At 45.4% G+C, this 15,932-nt stretch carries 16 protein-coding genes; all 16 read right to left on the bottom strand.

Annotation, left to right across the window (positions count from 1 at the left end):
- Positions 1 to 19: 19 nt before the first annotated feature.
- The gene (locus tag NLBNIHML_RS29420) at positions 20 to 643 is read right to left on the bottom strand and encodes a Yip1 family protein (protein WP_339241810.1); all 624 of its coding nucleotides are present in this window, start codon (positions 641 to 643) and stop codon (positions 20 to 22) included.
- Positions 630 to 2,069, bottom strand: coding sequence for a gluconolactonase (locus NLBNIHML_RS29415; RefSeq protein ID WP_494353370.1), 1,440 nt, complete (start codon positions 2,067 to 2,069; stop codon positions 630 to 632). Before NLBNIHML_RS29415 ends, NLBNIHML_RS29420 begins: the two co-directional genes overlap by 14 nt.
- Before the next feature lie 17 nt (positions 2,070 to 2,086).
- The gene (locus NLBNIHML_RS29410) at positions 2,087 to 2,950 is read right to left on the bottom strand and encodes a carbohydrate ABC transporter permease (RefSeq protein ID WP_339241806.1); all 864 of its coding nucleotides are present in this window, start codon (positions 2,948 to 2,950) and stop codon (positions 2,087 to 2,089) included.
- A gap of 3 nt (positions 2,951 to 2,953) precedes the next feature.
- Complete coding sequence (locus NLBNIHML_RS29405) at positions 2,954 to 3,859, bottom strand: carbohydrate ABC transporter permease (RefSeq protein ID WP_110896201.1); 906 nt, start codon at positions 3,857 to 3,859, stop codon at positions 2,954 to 2,956.
- 72 nt (positions 3,860 to 3,931) lie between these two features.
- Entirely contained in the window at positions 3,932 to 6,799 is a 2,868-nt protein-coding gene (locus NLBNIHML_RS29400; RefSeq protein ID WP_494354778.1) for an extracellular solute-binding protein, read from the bottom strand.
- A gap of 167 nt (positions 6,800 to 6,966) precedes the next feature.
- Positions 6,967 to 8,373 carry an ABC transporter substrate-binding protein gene (locus NLBNIHML_RS29395; RefSeq protein ID WP_494353369.1) on the bottom strand — a complete coding sequence of 469 codons (1,407 nt, stop codon included), beginning with the start codon at positions 8,371 to 8,373 and terminating at the stop codon, positions 6,967 to 6,969.
- Between the two features lie 42 nt (positions 8,374 to 8,415).
- Positions 8,416 to 9,810, bottom strand: coding sequence for an extracellular solute-binding protein (locus NLBNIHML_RS29390; protein WP_494353368.1), 1,395 nt, complete (start codon positions 9,808 to 9,810; stop codon positions 8,416 to 8,418).
- A gap of 379 nt (positions 9,811 to 10,189) precedes the next feature.
- On the bottom strand, positions 10,190 to 10,771 hold the full coding sequence (locus NLBNIHML_RS29385; RefSeq protein WP_339241798.1) for an HAD-IA family hydrolase: 582 nt from the start codon (positions 10,769 to 10,771) through the stop codon (positions 10,190 to 10,192).
- A gap of 48 nt (positions 10,772 to 10,819) precedes the next feature.
- On the bottom strand, positions 10,820 to 11,755 hold the full coding sequence (locus NLBNIHML_RS29380) for an acetamidase/formamidase family protein (protein ID WP_494354777.1): 936 nt from the start codon (positions 11,753 to 11,755) through the stop codon (positions 10,820 to 10,822).
- Between the two features lie 86 nt (positions 11,756 to 11,841).
- A complete protein-coding gene (locus NLBNIHML_RS29375) occupies positions 11,842 to 12,321 on the bottom strand; it encodes a DinB family protein (RefSeq protein ID WP_339241795.1) in 480 nt (159 codons plus the stop codon).
- Between the two features lie 79 nt (positions 12,322 to 12,400).
- Positions 12,401 to 12,940 (bottom strand): phosphotransferase-like protein, encoded by a 540-nt coding sequence (locus NLBNIHML_RS29370; protein ID WP_339260578.1) that lies wholly within the window; start codon positions 12,938 to 12,940, stop codon positions 12,401 to 12,403.
- 54 nt (positions 12,941 to 12,994) lie between these two features.
- On the bottom strand, positions 12,995 to 13,477 hold the full coding sequence (locus tag NLBNIHML_RS29365; RefSeq protein WP_494353367.1) for a DinB family protein: 483 nt from the start codon (positions 13,475 to 13,477) through the stop codon (positions 12,995 to 12,997).
- Complete coding sequence (locus NLBNIHML_RS29360; RefSeq protein WP_494353366.1) at positions 13,477 to 14,202, bottom strand: metallophosphoesterase family protein; 726 nt, start codon at positions 14,200 to 14,202, stop codon at positions 13,477 to 13,479. The genes NLBNIHML_RS29365 and NLBNIHML_RS29360 overlap by 1 nt, the downstream gene beginning before the upstream one ends.
- A 34-nt stretch (positions 14,203 to 14,236) precedes the next feature.
- The gene (locus NLBNIHML_RS29355; protein WP_494353365.1) at positions 14,237 to 14,893 is read right to left on the bottom strand and encodes a DUF4367 domain-containing protein; all 657 of its coding nucleotides are present in this window, start codon (positions 14,891 to 14,893) and stop codon (positions 14,237 to 14,239) included.
- A gap of 54 nt (positions 14,894 to 14,947) precedes the next feature.
- Positions 14,948 to 15,487: a helicase gene (locus NLBNIHML_RS29350; RefSeq protein ID WP_472478655.1), complete on the bottom strand. Its 540-nt coding sequence runs from the start codon at positions 15,485 to 15,487 to the stop codon at positions 14,948 to 14,950.
- A gap of 52 nt (positions 15,488 to 15,539) precedes the next feature.
- Positions 15,540 to 15,890, bottom strand: a complete 351-nt coding sequence (locus NLBNIHML_RS29345) for a VOC family protein (protein ID WP_494353364.1) — start codon at positions 15,888 to 15,890, stop codon at positions 15,540 to 15,542.
- Between the last annotated feature and the right edge of the window lie 42 nt (positions 15,891 to 15,932).

Here is a 15,932-nt window from a genome sequence, read left to right as displayed (position 1 = left end):
CTCCGGCACCTCCTTCCTCCTATTCGCGCAGCGTGATCTCTTGATAGAGGGTGTAGCCAAAACTGATGATCTGCTGGATCAAGCTAAAGAAAAGCAGGCCCAGAAATATAACGACGCCCATCACGACGAGTGTGAGCAGCATCGTACTAATGGTTTTGAACACAGAGTATTGATGTACCGTCTTCGTTCCGATAAACAGCAGCCACACAAACCAGAGCATACCGAACGAATCCAGCAAATAATAAAAGGAGGATTCACGCAGCGTAATAACATTACTCAGCAAAATATTCGGAATGTTGACCAGAATAAGCGGAAGCATCGCATATCCGGTCGCAATCAGAATATCTTTGAACTTGCCCTCCCCATCCATCAGCGTGGTCAGCGACCAATTGGCAATACACCAGAGCAAAAAAGGAAGCACGATATACTTGAACTCATTGATACTGTTCAGCGAAAGCGGATAATTGTCATTCACGACATACCCCGCGTACTGACGTTTTACAATCATCGTTACGGTGACTGCAAACAGTACCAGGAGTGCCACACGCAGCCTGCCTTTATTTTCATATTTCAAATCCCAGTATCCGTCAAAAGGGCGTACCGCGACATGCAGAGAATACCTGAGTTCCTTAATTAGCGACATCTCCGATCCTCCTCTCATTTTTTGCTCTAGTGATGCGGCGCCATGCGATTACTCCGATCAGCAATCCGATGGCTATTGTCATATACATGCCGAAATATTCTCGCATATATTCCCTGCGATACTTCGCGAGTGCCTTGGAGTAATACTCCCGATCATTACCGAGCTTCAGATACGTCATCGCTTCCTTGTATTTCCCTTCCCGCAGCATCGACTTGCCGATCCCGACATAGGCCATTTCATAATTGGCATCCAGACGTAATACTTCTTCCCAGAGCTTAGCGGCTTCTGTATGTTTCCCCGAACTGTATAGACGGTTCGCTTCGTTCACCAGGCTTCCGAAGGTGGTAGCCTTGAACTCGGTGATCCGGCCCAGGTCACGATCCAGCACATAGATGGCATCACCGTAGCTTTCAACCGCCACCGGATTTTTGAACGTGCCTACCTGATTGCCCAGTTGACCAATGACATACAGCAAATTGCCGTCTTCGTTATACGTGAACACACGCCCACGCGTGGAGTCCAGTGCACGGTAGACCCCATTGCTCGACACTTTGATATCAATGAAAGAGGAACGATTCATGCTCAAGTCCCCAACCGGCGCAAATTCTCCGTTAACCCGGAGCACATCGATTCCGGATGGATTCAGCCTTTTGACCGCAGACGTTGTATTTTTATCCGCTGTTGTTGTGTAGATAAAACCGCCATCATCCACATCGGCGTTGTTGAATTCCAGCGGAATAAAACGAATCATTTTCTCCCGTTGCTCCTTGGTGGATACCGTTTTCCAGAATAGATCGACCGGATCAAACTGCACACGGTTTGTACCCATGAATCCGGTAAAACGCCCGTCACTATCAAACTCAATCAAGCCTTCGTAGACACCCCGGCCAACCACATAGATTCGCCCGGCTTTGTCCACAATGACTTTTCGCGGGAAATATTCAAACGTCTCGCTGAGCACATCCGATTCCGGTGCACCGATGGCACGCACAAATGTACCGTCCTGATTCAGCTCCACAATTCGTTTGTTTTCGGTATCCGCTACGTAGATTTGGCCCGCATCCGTAACAAAAAGCCCTTCTGGATTCAGGAAGCTATCCTGTTTGCCTCCATGCTCGAACTGCTGAATGACTCGTACCGTCTCCCATTTATCGTTTAACACAACGATTCGCGCATTTCCTGAATCCAGCACGTAGAGCAGGCCATCCTTCGCAGCATATATATCCAGGGGGGACTGCCACGTCCCAGTTCCGGCCTCCTCACCTGTAATGACTCTGGAAGGGAGAAAAGCAATCGGTGACTTTACTGCATTCCCCCAGTAGTTATAGGTATATCCCTCATACGGTGCCGCATGAGCCTGGTTAGTTCCGAGTCCGGCAATCAGCAGGGAAGCTGCCAGAACGATCAGCCATGATTTCACTCTCATCTCTAACACCCTCTCCCTTAATCCTTCATGCCGGATGATGCCATCGTTTGAATGACATTGCTCTGTGACAATACAAATGTAACAATCGGCACCGTCATCATGATGACAGCTACAGCAGCCCCTACTCCTGCTCGGGCAATTCCGCCTTGCACAATCTGTCCCATGGCGTAATGCATCGTTTTAAGCTGTTCACTGTAGATAAAGCTTCCACCGTCCGTACCCCACAACATCTGCATCATCAGAATGAGCAGTGTAAGCCAGGCCGGTTTGACGAGCGGCATAACCACCTGGAAGAAAATCCGATACTCGCTTGCGCCATCCATTTTTGCCGCCTCCAGCAGCGCATCCGGAATCTGCTCCATAAACTGTTTCATCAGATACAAGCCAAGCGGATAAGCAAAGGCCGGAATAATGATCGCTTGGTAGGAGTCGAGCCATCCGAGAGTTGACATAATCATATAGTTCGGGATCGCTGTTACATGTGGCGAGAACATCAGCGACAGCACAATAACGGTGAACAAAACTTTATGACCGCGAAACTTGTGTTTCGCCAGCGGATATGCCGCTGCCGAAGCCAGGATTATATGGCCAAACGTACCCGCTGCTGTAATAAATACGGTGTTGAAAATGTATCTCGAAAAGGGAACCCATGAATTTTTCATGACCTGAAACAGATCGGAGAAGTTTTCAAACGTCGGGTTCCGTACAAACAAGGTTGGCGGGAAAATGAACAGTTCATCCAACGGTTTAAAGGCATTATTGATGACATAGATGAGCGGAACCGCCATAAATGCGCCAAATCCGCCAAGCAACAGGAACAGCAGAATATCGACCTGCCAGGATCGATTGATTTTTCGTTTCATAAGCAGGGCTATCTTCATCGGCTATTCCCCCACTCTCTTCAAAAGCTTTTGAACAAGCAGGTTGGAGCCCAGCATCAGACCAAACAGCACCGTTGCGATGGCCGATGCATAACCCATTTCAAAACGAATCGTTCCGTAATCCATTAAGTGCGTAACAATCGTATGTGCCCCATACTGCACACTCGGGAAACCGGCGAGTGCAGTGGCCACTTCGGCAACCGCTAGAGATGCAGTAATCTGAATAACGGCGCCAAACATAAGCTGAGGGCGCATCGAAGGAAGCGTAATATACCACAGCTCCTGCCAGCGATTCTGCACCCCATCGATGGCTCCCGCTTCATATAACGTACGATCCACCGTTTGCAGACCGGCAATAAATGCAAGGAAGCTCGTTCCCAGACTAAGCCATAGCTGCACAAGCATGATAATGGCAAGCATATATTTCGGATCCTGAAGCCACAGGATCGGCTCATACAGAATGCCCGTTTTCATTAGAAAACCGTTCATAATGCCGTAGGAGTCCCCGGAGAAAATAATCTGCCAAATAAAAAACACATTGCCCGAAATTGAAGGCGCAAAAAATATTAGTGTCATAAACGCTCTTACCTTCGGATTCAGCTCATTGATGAGCCACGCAAATACAAAGCAGGCTATGTAGCTGATCGGGCCAGTAACCACTGAGAAAATAATCGTATTTTTGAGACCTATCAAGAACACATCATCATTCCAGAGCAGCTTGGAATAGTTCTCCCAGCCGACCCATTGCGGAAACTCCAGCATGTTGAAGTTGGTAAAACTGAAAAAGATCGAAATGATGACTGGAAACACGGTGAATAGCAGAAATAACAGCATATATGGCGATAAAAGAATATAAAGATGTTTATCCCGCTTCATATCTCTGACAAAGAGCTCCCATCTTCCCGGCATGCCGGCAGGCGTGCGCTTGGGCTGAGAACCGGGTTCGGTCACGATGTTTACCTTCTGCAAAAGAGTCCCTCCCTAGCGCATTCCGTCCAATTTAAACTCTTTTCGTTTCTGCTGAATTTCGTAATTAATTTCCTGAACGTAATCATATAAAGCATCGGTTGAGTTCGTACCGTTATTGACGACCTCACGTAATGCGTTATCCAGATGGCGACCTGTAAAGTAACCTCCGGGAACCTCAGGTACCCCTTGTACCCACTCCCACTGTTCTTCCAGACTGCGATAATCACGGATCGGCCAAGGCAGCTCCTGTAAAGCTTCGATGTTCGCCGTTGGATAGCGCGCAGCAGCACCCATCAGACCTTCCATTTCCCGTCCAAAGCGAACCTGGGCATCCTTGCTTACCCACCACTTCATGAATTCCCATGCCGCATCTTTATGTTTCGACTGCTTGAGCATCACCGTCGCCGTACCACCGCTTGCCACATCACGTTTGATGCTTCCATCGGGCTGCTTGAGGCCTGGAACCGGGATGAATTCCCACATACCTTTAATCTCTGGCGCAGATACAGACAAGTAGTTATAGAAGGTATAGTCCATGATGCCCACAGGCATTTCCCCCGTTCTGAAGCGCATGGGAAAATCAAAGGTCAGTGGCAGCTTGTAACTGGTATAGAAATCCGTCCATTCCTTGAACGCCTCCAGTCCAGTCTCCGTATCCATACCACTTCTGGCACCCTTGTCTAAGTAGAAGGAGCCGCCCATCTGATACAGCAGCATGGCATACGCCCGATTAACTTCCAACACGGGTACGCCAGTTGTCTGAGCCAACGGCAGCGCCATCTCCATGTTGTGCTTCTGCAGCACCGGGATCATGGCATACACGTCATCCCACGTCTGCGGCGGCTCCAGATCAAGCTGCTCCAGAATATCTTTACGATAAAATAACATGTTAAAAATCTGCTGTTCCGGAAGCGCGAATACCTGGTCTTCAAACTGATATGGAACCATTGCACTGTCCCTGAACTGCTTGATTAACTCGTTATAGCCTGGATATGTGGACAAATCCTCCGCCGCGTGTCGCATCCCGAAGTTCACCGGCACATCATTGCCAACCTGCATGGCTACATCCGGACCTTCTCCTGCAAGCGAGGCACGAAGCAACACGTCTGCATTAACCAGCTTGAGATTAACGCTAATGCCTGTCAGCGGTGTAAACGTATCATCAATCATCGCTTTCAGTACCTGTGCCTGGTCGCGGCCCGTTCCAATCCAGACGGTCACCGACTTGTCTTCATCGGCGGTGCTGCCAATGGTGTCATAATCTTCGAAAAAGGAATGAAGGAAGGATGACACCTCATGTCCTGTTTTACTGAACACAGACCCATTCGCTTTGGGCAGTTTCTCACCAGGTGAGGCAAGCAGTAGATAGTCAATCTCAAGCGGCTGCTCACGCACTTCAAGAAGCCAGGAGCCGACGCTGCCGACATTGATTTTGAATTGACCAAGCCGCTTCTGAACGGTTTCGGGTTTATCGGCCAGATCAGCAAGCTGATAGGCGGTTTTATTTAAAATGGCTGTTTTGTCGCTTTTCTCCCCTGTCAAACGAATTAACTCTTCAGAGACTGCAGTTAAAATATCACTCTGTTCCCGAAACACATCCACCATATCCGGAATCTGTTTGTCTAATTGATAATCACGATACGGGTCCGGTACATTGCCCGTGATCATCAGAATTTTTCGATACATCGCATTGATCTCGAGCACACTGGCTTCAACCTGACGAATTAGCGGTGCGATGGCCCCGAGACTGACCTCAAGCTGCAGTTCGTGTTGTCCCTTCGTTAAATAAAACAAATAAGGCTCTTCTTCATTGCCCAACACATTCATCTGCCAATCGGCGTCATAGAAAAAAGGAATTTGCATCATTTCCTGGAAAGGAACCTTGTCATCAATCTGCAATGAGCGAGTTGAATATATGCCTCTCAGCAGTTCTTGTCGGCCCTTGATCGCTATCTTGTATAAACCGTCTTCTGGTACATCCATCTCCCATGCAATCCATTGTCCTGGCACCCGCCAGTTGTTTCCACCAATCGTGTTCATTCTGATTTTGGAAACATCATACGGCTCTGTCGATGTACTGGAGCGATCTGTGATGGGATATAGTGTCGGCGATGACTTATATGAAGCCTTCTCCCCTTGAACCTTGATCAAATGCCCGGTTGTTTCCTTGTATCCTTTAGTCTCATACTCCTGCTTGAGTTCTGCATAGGATGGCGGAGCTTCGTAATGATGCAGTTTGATGGTATCAATCACCACCGGCTCACGTGTAGAGACCAACTTGATGGAATGATTCCCCTCTGAAAAATAAAACTGATAAGGCTCTTCATAATAGCCTTCTTTATCTCTCAGGATCGACTCCTGCCACATTGGCTCTTCAACCTGGCGCGGACGTAGGTCATTGCCTCTGTTGTCCTGTTCGATTTCCGGTTTTTCGTTGACCCATACCCGGTGGAAGCTCATGTTACGAGCACTGCTGAACGGCAGCTTTCCATCAATCCACAATTCCCGTTCGATAGCAGAACTTTTCCCTTGAATTGGGTAATAGCGTAATGACATATGATACATTCCTGATTCAGGAACATTCACTTTCCACTCCACCGATCCACTTTCCTCTGTCCTTATGAACTCGCCTACCTCGCCGCCAAGCTCCGTGATCATCTGCGGGTTCATGCCTTCGGCAGCTGAGTAATCAGCCCCATGGATGACAATGTCCCTCGCAGGCCGCTTCTCGTTCTGAAATTGCTTCAGATACATATCATAGCTATCCTCAGCAGCAGATTCAGATATCGGCATGACACGACTCGGATCTGATGATCGACTTCCGGTCTTGGCATTGCCACTCGCACCGGAACTGGATATCGCATACACCACGACGAGCATTAGTGTGACGACAACGATCGTCACTCGGGATAATGTGAACTTCACCCAATGCCCCCCTTTAGATGACTTTCGTGAAAGCAATGAGGTGCGGCTTGTATATTGTGCTTCGACTAACCCCACTCGAAAACAATCATCAGGCCGCCCTATTGCTGTTTAACTACCAAGCGTTATTTTTTCTTTTCCTGCTCTCCACTTAACACTTTTTTCACCGCAGCCTCAGCTTTGGAGATCACTTGAGCAACACCCGTCGAAGGCGTAATCTCACCTTTAACAAACTTCTCAGTCACGCTATCCAGTTGATCCTTGATACCCAGACCACCGAAGCGTCCGCCAAACAAACGCTGCACTTTGCCATCATCGTTCATGGCATTGGCAATGGACGTTTCATCCGGCAAAATATTTTCTAGGGAGAGTCTGCGATTGTCCTGCCAGTTATCGAAGTCCTGCAGATCTTCCCAAATCTTTACGATGACATCTGCATCCTTCACCCCTTTTGGAATGACATAAGCTGCGGTCTGACCAAAAGGTTCATGGTAAGACTGGGCTTGTGGACCTTTTGGCATATACACATAACCCCACTCATCCTTGAGCTTATCAAGAATGCGGCCTTCAATCTCCCACAGCCCGCCTGGATACATCGCAATCGTGCCCTCCCCAAAATATTTGGCGGGATCTTCCCAGTCGTTTCCTCCATTCGCTTTAACTACTTTATGCTCCGTGTACAAGCTGTGCAAAAAGTTAAGCGCTTCCATAGCTTCCGGTGAATTAAACGTGACTTTACCCGTCTGCTCATCATATAACTTGCCACCATTACTCGCGATCAGCATCTCGGACAGCACATAATGCGCGCCAGCGAGGCCGTATTGATCCATTTTGCCGTCACCATTGTTGTCTACGGTCAGCTTTTTTGCCGCGTCCAGCATCGAATTCCAGTTCCAGTTATCCTCATCCATCAATTGCTGAGGGTCCTTCAATCCAGCTTCCTTAAAAATCCGTTTGTTATAGAACATGCCGCTATCATTTGGCGAATACCAGCTCTCCAGGCCATAGATTTTGTCACCCCCAAAGCGCATCGAATCAATGACATCCTGCTCTACCCGTGTATCCTTGAGATATTCGTCCAGCGGTGTCAGAAACCCGCCATGCATGAGTCCCCAGATGAATCCATCTGGAATTCGGACAATCTCCGCAAAAGGCTCGTTAGCGAGCACGGAGGAAGACAGCTTTTCAGAAGTGGACCAGTATTCTGTGTTCAGATATTTGATCTTCACGTTATACTTTTCTTCCACCATTTTGATCCGTTCCCGCGCAAGCTCATCGGATTCCGAATCACCTTTTGGTGTCGCATCCCACCAGTGAGAGATTCGAATGACACGTCCGTTCAGGTTCGGGGCTGGCTCAGCCTCCTCCACTTGTTCTTCCTTCACTGGTGTTGTGCTCGTCTCGACTTCAGCTGGCTGAGCAACCGGCTCGGCTGGCTTCTCACTTGTACCCGTGCATGCAGACAAAAGAGTAATGAATGCGGCAAACAAAACAAACAACATGATTTTGCTGATCATCATTTTTTTCAACATGGGCTGCCTCCCTCAAGTAAATGATCCTGCTTTGCTTACGCCTTACTTGCTCTTCTCTCCCTTTAACACCTTCTGGATGCCAGCCTGTGCAGGTCCAATAATCTGTGCAACGCCTGTGGATGGTGTAACCTCACCTTTCACAAACTTTTCAGTTACACTGCCAAGAGCTTCCTTCACACCCAATCCCCCGGCACGTGCGCCATAAACCCGTTCAACCTCTCCGTTGTCATTCATGGCATTCGCAATAGAAGCTTCATCTGGCAAAATGTTCTCCAACCATAGACGATGATTCTCCTGCCAGTTATCGAAGTCCTGAAGCTCCTCCCAAATTTTCACAATGACGTCTGCATCCTTAACACCTTTGGGGATTACAAAACTCTCTGTGCTATTTACCGTATCGAGATAAGTAGATGCTTTGGGCCCTTTAGGCATGTATATATACCCCCAGTCATCCTTTAACTTGTCAAGAATGCGCCCTTCCACTTCCCATAAACCGCCAGGATACATCGCAATGTTGCCCTCTGAGAAATATTTGGACGGGTCCTCCCAGTCATTGCCTGCGTTAGCCTTCACGATTTTGTGATCGTTATACAGGCTGTACAGAAAGTTAAGCGCTTCCAAAGATGCGGGTGAGTCAAACGCTGCCTTCTGCGTTGCCTCATCGTACATCTTGCCGCCATTGCTTCCGATGAGCATTTCATGCAGCACATAATACGCACCTGACAGACCATACTGATCCATCTTGCCATCCCCGTTTTTGTCTACGGTCAGCTTCTTGGCCGCTTCCAGCATCGTATCCCAGTTCCAGTTATCCTCTTCCATTAGCTGTTGCGGGTCCTTCAATCCAGCTTCTTTAAACAGACGTTTGTTATAAAACATGCCGCTGTCATTCGGGGTATACCACCCTGTCAAACCAAATACGTTATCACTGCCAAACCGCATGGAATCAATGACATCCGGCTGGATTTTCGTATCCTTCAAATCGTCATCCAGCGGTGTCAGAAATCCGCCTTGCATCAACCCCCAGATATTACCGTCAGGCACACGCACAATTTCAGCAAAAGGCTCATTCGCCATCACGGATGAAGATATTTTCTCCGACGTTGCTCCATAGTCTGTATTTAGATAAGAGATTTTGACGTTGTATTTCTTCTCTACATTTTGGATTCGTTCACGGGCACGTTCATCTGCCTCCGAGTCTCCTTTGGGGGCCGCATCCCACCAATTGGATATTCGAACAGCTCTGCCCTTCAGATCGACGGCCGGCTCCTGCTTCTCTTCAGCAGGCTCAGCTGCGACTTGCTTGTTTTCTTCTGCTGGCGACTTGTTAACAACCTCAGCTGGTGTACCCGCTCCACCGCTACAGCCAGCGATTACGGTTACCACCAAGGTAAGCATCACCAAAAAGGTAAACCGCTTCTGTCTCATAAACTTCATCTTACACACACTCCCCCTTAAAGTTAGATAAAGATGAATCGGGAACTTGAAAACCTGCAAGCACGCTTCAAATAGAAAGCGCTTACTAAGTTGTCTGAGTGATAATGAAACGGCTTTCATGAAACCCATTTCATTATAGTATTGGGAAAAGCCTATGGTCAATACTATTTATGTTATTATTTAGTTTAATTTGATTATTAAGGTTAATATAATTACAATTTAAGGATATTAAAACATTTAAAGGAGGTTAATATTAAAACCCTATGCTATAAAATTGAATTTTATTGCATAGGGCTCCAGATGGGATATTAAATTCTATTTTTTCGAAGGCTAAGCTTCTTAATTCCTATGCAGAAGTGAAAATTGCATCCTGTTCCTCCTAGATTAGCAATGACTCAACTTCATTAACCCAATCTCCTTCTTCGTCAGCCAGTAGAGTCTTCCAACCAAGTAGCTTAGCCGAATGTAAATTTTTCTCTTGATCATCTACAAATAGAACCTCTTCTCCAGCTGCCAGGAAGGTTTGGACCCGTTGGTATATCTCAATCTCAGGTTTGCATAAACCCACTTGATTAGAGATGGTTACACTTTTGGTGAATGAGCTTAAACGGCTAAGATTCGGCTCAATCCACTCCTTACAATGATTGCTGAGCAGATGGATATCGGCAAACTCACTCCATCGCTCAAGGTATCGAGCCGCTGGTAAAGGAACAATTGAGCTATACAAGATCTCCTTCGCTCGGCTTATTGATAATTCGGGATACGCCTCCTTCAACGATTGCCAGAACTCTTCTTCTCGCATTATTCCTGTCCAGAGCTGCCGCTTGATTCCTGTAAAATGTACTTTCAGGGATTCTGCCGATAGGTTGGTTTCCTGAATCATATCTTTCCAGCACGTCAATGACATATTACTTAACAAAACACCTGCGATATCTAGAACGATCTGTGGTCTGCCTCTCATTTTATCGACTCCCAAGTTCATCTAATACGACGTATAACAGACTTCAAGTTATTGAAAAGCATCATGGGGAAGGACAGCATGCACACCCTTCACGCCATTCACAATTTGCGTGATACGCAGGTCGATTACCGCGCTTCCAAGTGCAATCGCTTCCACTCGTTCTAATCCGTACAACTCACCCATCAGATTTAACATGCCGTCTAATGCTTGAACGGTAGCCTCATTCAGATCTTCATGAAAACCGAAGGTAATCCAGCCGGATGGCGTATGTGCACGAGGATTGGTCAGAGCTAGATTATCAATTACGTTGATGGTGATATCCACAAGTTCCATTGGACATTCAATCGCCTGACAGCTGACTTCACCATCTCCCTGGCGTGCATGACCATCACCAATCGCGAGATAACCTCCGTCTACGGGGATAGGTAAGTATAATTTGCTTCCCTGCACCAGTTCCTTGCAGTCGATGTTCCCTCCACAATAACGAGGCGGCCAAGTCGTATGAATTCCTTTTGACTCTGGTGGCATGCCCACGACTCCCATGAACGGTGAGAGAGATACCGTGAAGGGTTTCCCATTTATTTCACAGGTTCCACTCATCGTGTGGAGATCAAGTGTCCAATTTAGCGACAGTTCTTCAACCTCTGTTAGATGTAATTTCTGGTTCTGCCAGTTCGGATATCCGCCGGCGGAAGTAAACCCGTATTGACCGGGTACAATCTCATTGAAAACAATCTCCAACGTCTGTCCTTTCTTGGCATCATCGATATAGATCGGACCGATTAAGGCATGCCCTCCATCTTTTTCACCTTGTCGATCAAAAGGTTTCATGCGTTCCGCATAACTCACACCCGTTCCCCAGCCCGCATCCAGTGTCTGAAACCAAATGGAATCCCCAGATTTCACGCTCAACATGGGAGTTACCTCATCGGTAAATGAACCGATTAGATTTCCCTGAGTTAATTCAATCTTATAAATGGTCATCATGTCCCTCCCTGGTTTGGGATACATATTATATTCAAAGCACGCCACATGCTGTATTCCATGCCGCCCACCGCTTGCTAAATCCTTTACGCTTCAAGGCTGGCAACATACTTTTTCAACGGTTCCATATGATGCTGGTCATGCCATATAAAATCTTTAAGATATTGGGGAATATAAAATACGTTACCCTCTGCATCCAAATACGTCTGATGAAGCTGTTCCTCCGATAACCCTCGAATGTCATTCATAATTTTATAGCGGTACGTGATAGCCTTATTTACGATTTCAGATGTCTCTGTGCGTTTCCCGTACTCAATAGCTTTGCGATTAAACTCATCAAAATCCAGATGTTTCAACATAACAGGCTGCCTCAGAGCAATCTTCTCAATCGCTTCCTTGTAAAAATATCGATCCCATAACATGATATGACTTACGATTGATTTTATCGTCCACTTCCCTTCTTCCAAGCTGGAATTCCAGATCTTTTCTTCAAGATTAGTCAACGTTCTGACAAAGAGCGTCCATTCTTCAAAAGTTTGAAGCAAAAGTTCAATCTCTTTGGTCATGATTACATTTCCCCCTTCTTCAAATAGTCAAAAAGCTGGAACACCATGCTCATGAATGTCCAGCCTTGTAATAGCATCTTTACATATTTTTCAATGGTTCATGATGGGACTTGAACAACGCTGCAATAATTTTCTCTGCACATTCTTCCGGTGTGTTCATACTTGTATCAATGGAGTACCTGTAGTTAATGTTTTTGGCCATGATCTGATGCTGCTCATCCGATTGCTCTTCTCTGCGATCCCCACGTTCAATGTTCCGCTGACGGCAGATGTCGAGGGGGCAATATAACTCCACAATATCCAGTGGATAGCCTTCAAATATCTGTTTGACTTGTTCATAATGCGGCGCGAGCTCCGGTCTTTCCACAAGTATGCCATCGATCAGAACATGCTTGCCATGGTCTGAGAATACTTTTGCCGTATGATACATCATTACAATCGCTTCACTCAGATACTTCCAGTAATCCGTCTGAAGATGTTTATCACCGATCGTATTTTCAAAAAGATCATTAGCGACAACATAGAAAAACGGATCATCGTATGATTGCATCGCCTCTACAATTGAAGTTTTACCAGAGCTGGTTACACCGTTCAAAAATATAATTTTGCCTTTTTCCATGATAGTCATCTTCCTTTGCTTAAGTATAATTTTATAAATGTAATACAGCGTGTATTACGTGTGTTTCATTGATTTTTTGAGCAGCATGATCTGGCCAATATGATAGGCATTATGAATACATAGATTCGATACAACTCCCCACCATGGCGCGTTAAAATAGGAAGGGATTTCACGGGTCAGTTTATGTTCTTCGCTATCTTCGAGTGCCCTGTTCCAATCACCAAAGACGGTTTTCAGTCTATGTAATGTCTTGCGCCACTCCACATCGTTCAGGTTAGACGGATCTATGTCAAATGTATCCTCATTATTCACTGAATGCTGCCCGTCGACCTGTTCGGCAATATATCTCTCAAGCCACCTCTCATTCCAGAAAATAAGATGATTGACGATCGCCCAAATGGAATGCTCTCCCTCATTCTTTGAATAAGCGGCCTGCGCTGCATTGAGGTTTATCAATATATCATGAAGCGGAATAAACCAGCTCTTGTCATGATAACAGGCGTTCATTTGGTCTATGAGAATAGCTTTGTAACTCATCACTTCACCTCATTCAGATTAAACTTTGAATCAGCAGTTGTGTAAGAACCATTTTCGTGAATTAAAGCATTTAATTGCATTCCATAGGCACATCCACCATCAATGCCTATTTTATCTTCACCAAACCAAACATCCGAAGTTTCATGAATGTCTATTGTCCTTGTATGTCCAAAGATGATCTTTTGGTGTAGATTTGTGAACGTATGATCAATAAATTTATCTTTGATATACATAAAATCATGCTCTGGTTGATTCCTCCATTCTATGTAATCAGGGTTTAATCCGGCATGAACGTAAATATGTGTCTCATCCTCATGGTATAGAGGTAATTCACTCAAAAAATTAATATGATGACCATAGTCCATTTTTATTGTCTCTCTGGCTAGTTCCAACATTTCATCAGAAATTGCGCCTTCAATATTACAATAGCTCTGAAGTGTTTGAAGCCCTCCATGTTCAATAAACTTGGCTTTAATTAATGAACTTCCCTCAATTATAAAATCAACGAATCGTTGATCGTGATTGCCTCTTAATGCGATCGCATGATGTTCTTTTACTAATTTAATCACCTTATTAACAACCTCTTTGCTATTGGGCCCCCGATCTACGTAGTCTCCAAGCAGAATCAATTGATCATTTGTGGAATTGTAATTGATATCATGCAATAACTGATTAAATGGATCAATGCAGCCATGGATATCGCTAACCATTATCGTCCGATTCATAGAAACTCCTTTTAGAGCAGCTTTAATATAAAATTTATCCGTTCATTGATTTCGCAATCTTCATCACAAGATCTTCTGACATATTTCTTCCATTGATTTCGTATTGTAATGCCTTCCCCTGCACATCCTCTTCGATCCATATCAATTGGGAAGTTTCGTTATTGACAATAAAAAATGCTTGGACGCCACGTATGGCTGCTTGTTTAACCGTAGCACCACCATGATCAGGCAATGCGATTCGGCTCTTTGTAGTCCCGAAAATATTAAGTGTATAACCACCGTATTCTTGATACGTGATGCTGATGCCCACAACCTTCTTATTGGGTTTCAAATCTCGTATCACTACATTGCTGCCTGACCTGTTACTTTCCTCAACCATTTCTTCGATTTCTTGCGGAGTTAGATTATCAAATCCATAAAATACATGAATGGCACCGATATCAGAATCAATCGGAAATTTCGGCTGCCATGGAGAATAAAGTTTCTGCAATTGTTCCAACCCGTCTTCCCATGGAATGGCTGCATAATTGGTCTGTTGCGTGAATTGGTTCTCTGAAGCATCTGCGGTATAAATCGCCTTCCCCTCACCAGGCTTTAAGTCAATGACGATCCGGTCAATCGCACGATCTTTGCGTAAGGATTCAATTTGAATTTTTCCAAGCACATCTCCGCTTTTGTTTTTGATATCCATTGGTCTTTCACTCCTTTTCTTTCAAAATACCTTTCGATCTTCACACAATAGAACCTAAGCCCTGCAGAAGATAAAGCGATCATGAGGACTCCAAATATGCAAATGGTCCGCAAGATATCCTCGTAACCATAACTTGTCGTTTATTCGTCTGAGATAAAAACCTTTTGGAAAATCTATATCCTCCGTAAGGGCTTCAGAGGCTATGGTAAGGGAGCCAGACGGAGCCTTTTTCTCCTCTGAAATGTTGGTAGAACCTATCTCGGGCTGATCCAAATATTGCAGTCTTAGATAAGGTCCTAACTCAACCGGACAAGATTCCAATCCAAGTTCATTTGCTATTCGAAATAACTGGAGAGTTGTAGCACCCTCCGAAAATCCAAGTTGTCTGACGGTCAACTCAACCGTTTGCAAGCTTTGCTTTACACTCGAAACTATAAATCTCTCATCATGTAACAACTGTTCTCCATATTTATTCAATAAAATAGAGTGTTGGTCCAGTTTCTGAATAAGCTGTGGCTTTGTTAAGCCGCCAACTTCTACTATTCTTATTTCAACTGAACAGTCAGGATATATTTTCTCGTCTTCAATCAACATTCGTATCCCCCAAATCCCTCGGTTAATGATAGCAGCTGACCAAAGTTCCTCATTAAAAATTCAATTCACAATCATGGTGTTCCCACACATCAAATAAGTTGCCGTCCAGATCTTCTAACACAAAAAACTTCCCATAGTGTCCCTCATCACTAATAGCCCCTACTTTCACATTCTCTGATGTTAGATAGTTATGTAAAGAACCAATGTCGTCGGTGAAAAATGTAATGACCCATCTCTTTTTCTGATGCACTTCAAATGTCGCTCGTGTTTCATGATCGCTTTGGATCAAATCCAAAATTGGTCGATTCCCCCGAAATAAACTCAAATATCCTTCGCGTTGGTGGCGAATGTTAAATGCAAAATGTTTTACAAACCAAGCGGCTGATACATCAAGGTCTTTCACTGGAATTACATTATATGCTATGCCCAGAATCCTTCCATTCCC

The sequence above is a fragment of the Paenibacillus sp. JNU01 genome (assembly GCF_059130585.1).
This window is presented reverse-complemented; position numbering and strand designations above follow the sequence as displayed.

Excerpts from the sequence above, each read along its gene's own strand:
- NLBNIHML_RS29375 (WP_339241795.1), bottom strand. The coding sequence starts at position 12,321 with ATGACCAAAGAGATTGAACTTTTGCTTCAAACTTTTGAAGAATGGACG.
- NLBNIHML_RS29355 (WP_494353365.1), bottom strand. The coding sequence starts at position 14,893 with ATGGATATCAAAAACAAAAGCGGAGATGTGCTTGGAAAAATTCAAATT.
- NLBNIHML_RS29400 (WP_494354778.1), bottom strand. The coding sequence starts at position 6,799 with ATGCTCGTCGTGGTGTATGCGATATCCAGTTCCGGTGCGAGTGGCAAT.
- NLBNIHML_RS29370 (WP_339260578.1), bottom strand. The coding sequence starts at position 12,940 with ATGGAAAAAGGCAAAATTATATTTTTGAACGGTGTAACCAGCTCTGGT.
- NLBNIHML_RS29385 (WP_339241798.1), bottom strand. The coding sequence starts at position 10,771 with ATGAGAGGCAGACCACAGATCGTTCTAGATATCGCAGGTGTTTTGTTA.
- NLBNIHML_RS29405 (WP_110896201.1), bottom strand. The coding sequence starts at position 3,859 with ATGCCGGGAAGATGGGAGCTCTTTGTCAGAGATATGAAGCGGGATAAA.
- NLBNIHML_RS29390 (WP_494353368.1), bottom strand. The coding sequence starts at position 9,810 with ATGAAGTTTATGAGACAGAAGCGGTTTACCTTTTTGGTGATGCTTACC.
- NLBNIHML_RS29365 (WP_494353367.1), bottom strand. The coding sequence starts at position 13,477 with ATGAGTTACAAAGCTATTCTCATAGACCAAATGAACGCCTGTTATCAT.
- NLBNIHML_RS29360 (WP_494353366.1), bottom strand. The coding sequence starts at position 14,202 with ATGAATCGGACGATAATGGTTAGCGATATCCATGGCTGCATTGATCCA.
- NLBNIHML_RS29415 (WP_494353370.1), bottom strand. The coding sequence starts at position 2,069 with ATGAGAGTGAAATCATGGCTGATCGTTCTGGCAGCTTCCCTGCTGATT.
- NLBNIHML_RS29395 (WP_494353369.1), bottom strand. The coding sequence starts at position 8,373 with ATGTTGAAAAAAATGATGATCAGCAAAATCATGTTGTTTGTTTTGTTT.
- NLBNIHML_RS29410 (WP_339241806.1), bottom strand. The coding sequence starts at position 2,950 with ATGAAGATAGCCCTGCTTATGAAACGAAAAATCAATCGATCCTGGCAG.
- NLBNIHML_RS29420 (WP_339241810.1), bottom strand. The coding sequence starts at position 643 with ATGTCGCTAATTAAGGAACTCAGGTATTCTCTGCATGTCGCGGTACGC.
- NLBNIHML_RS29380 (WP_494354777.1), bottom strand. The coding sequence starts at position 11,755 with ATGACCATTTATAAGATTGAATTAACTCAGGGAAATCTAATCGGTTCA.
- NLBNIHML_RS29350 (WP_472478655.1), bottom strand. The coding sequence starts at position 15,487 with ATGTTGATTGAAGACGAGAAAATATATCCTGACTGTTCAGTTGAAATA.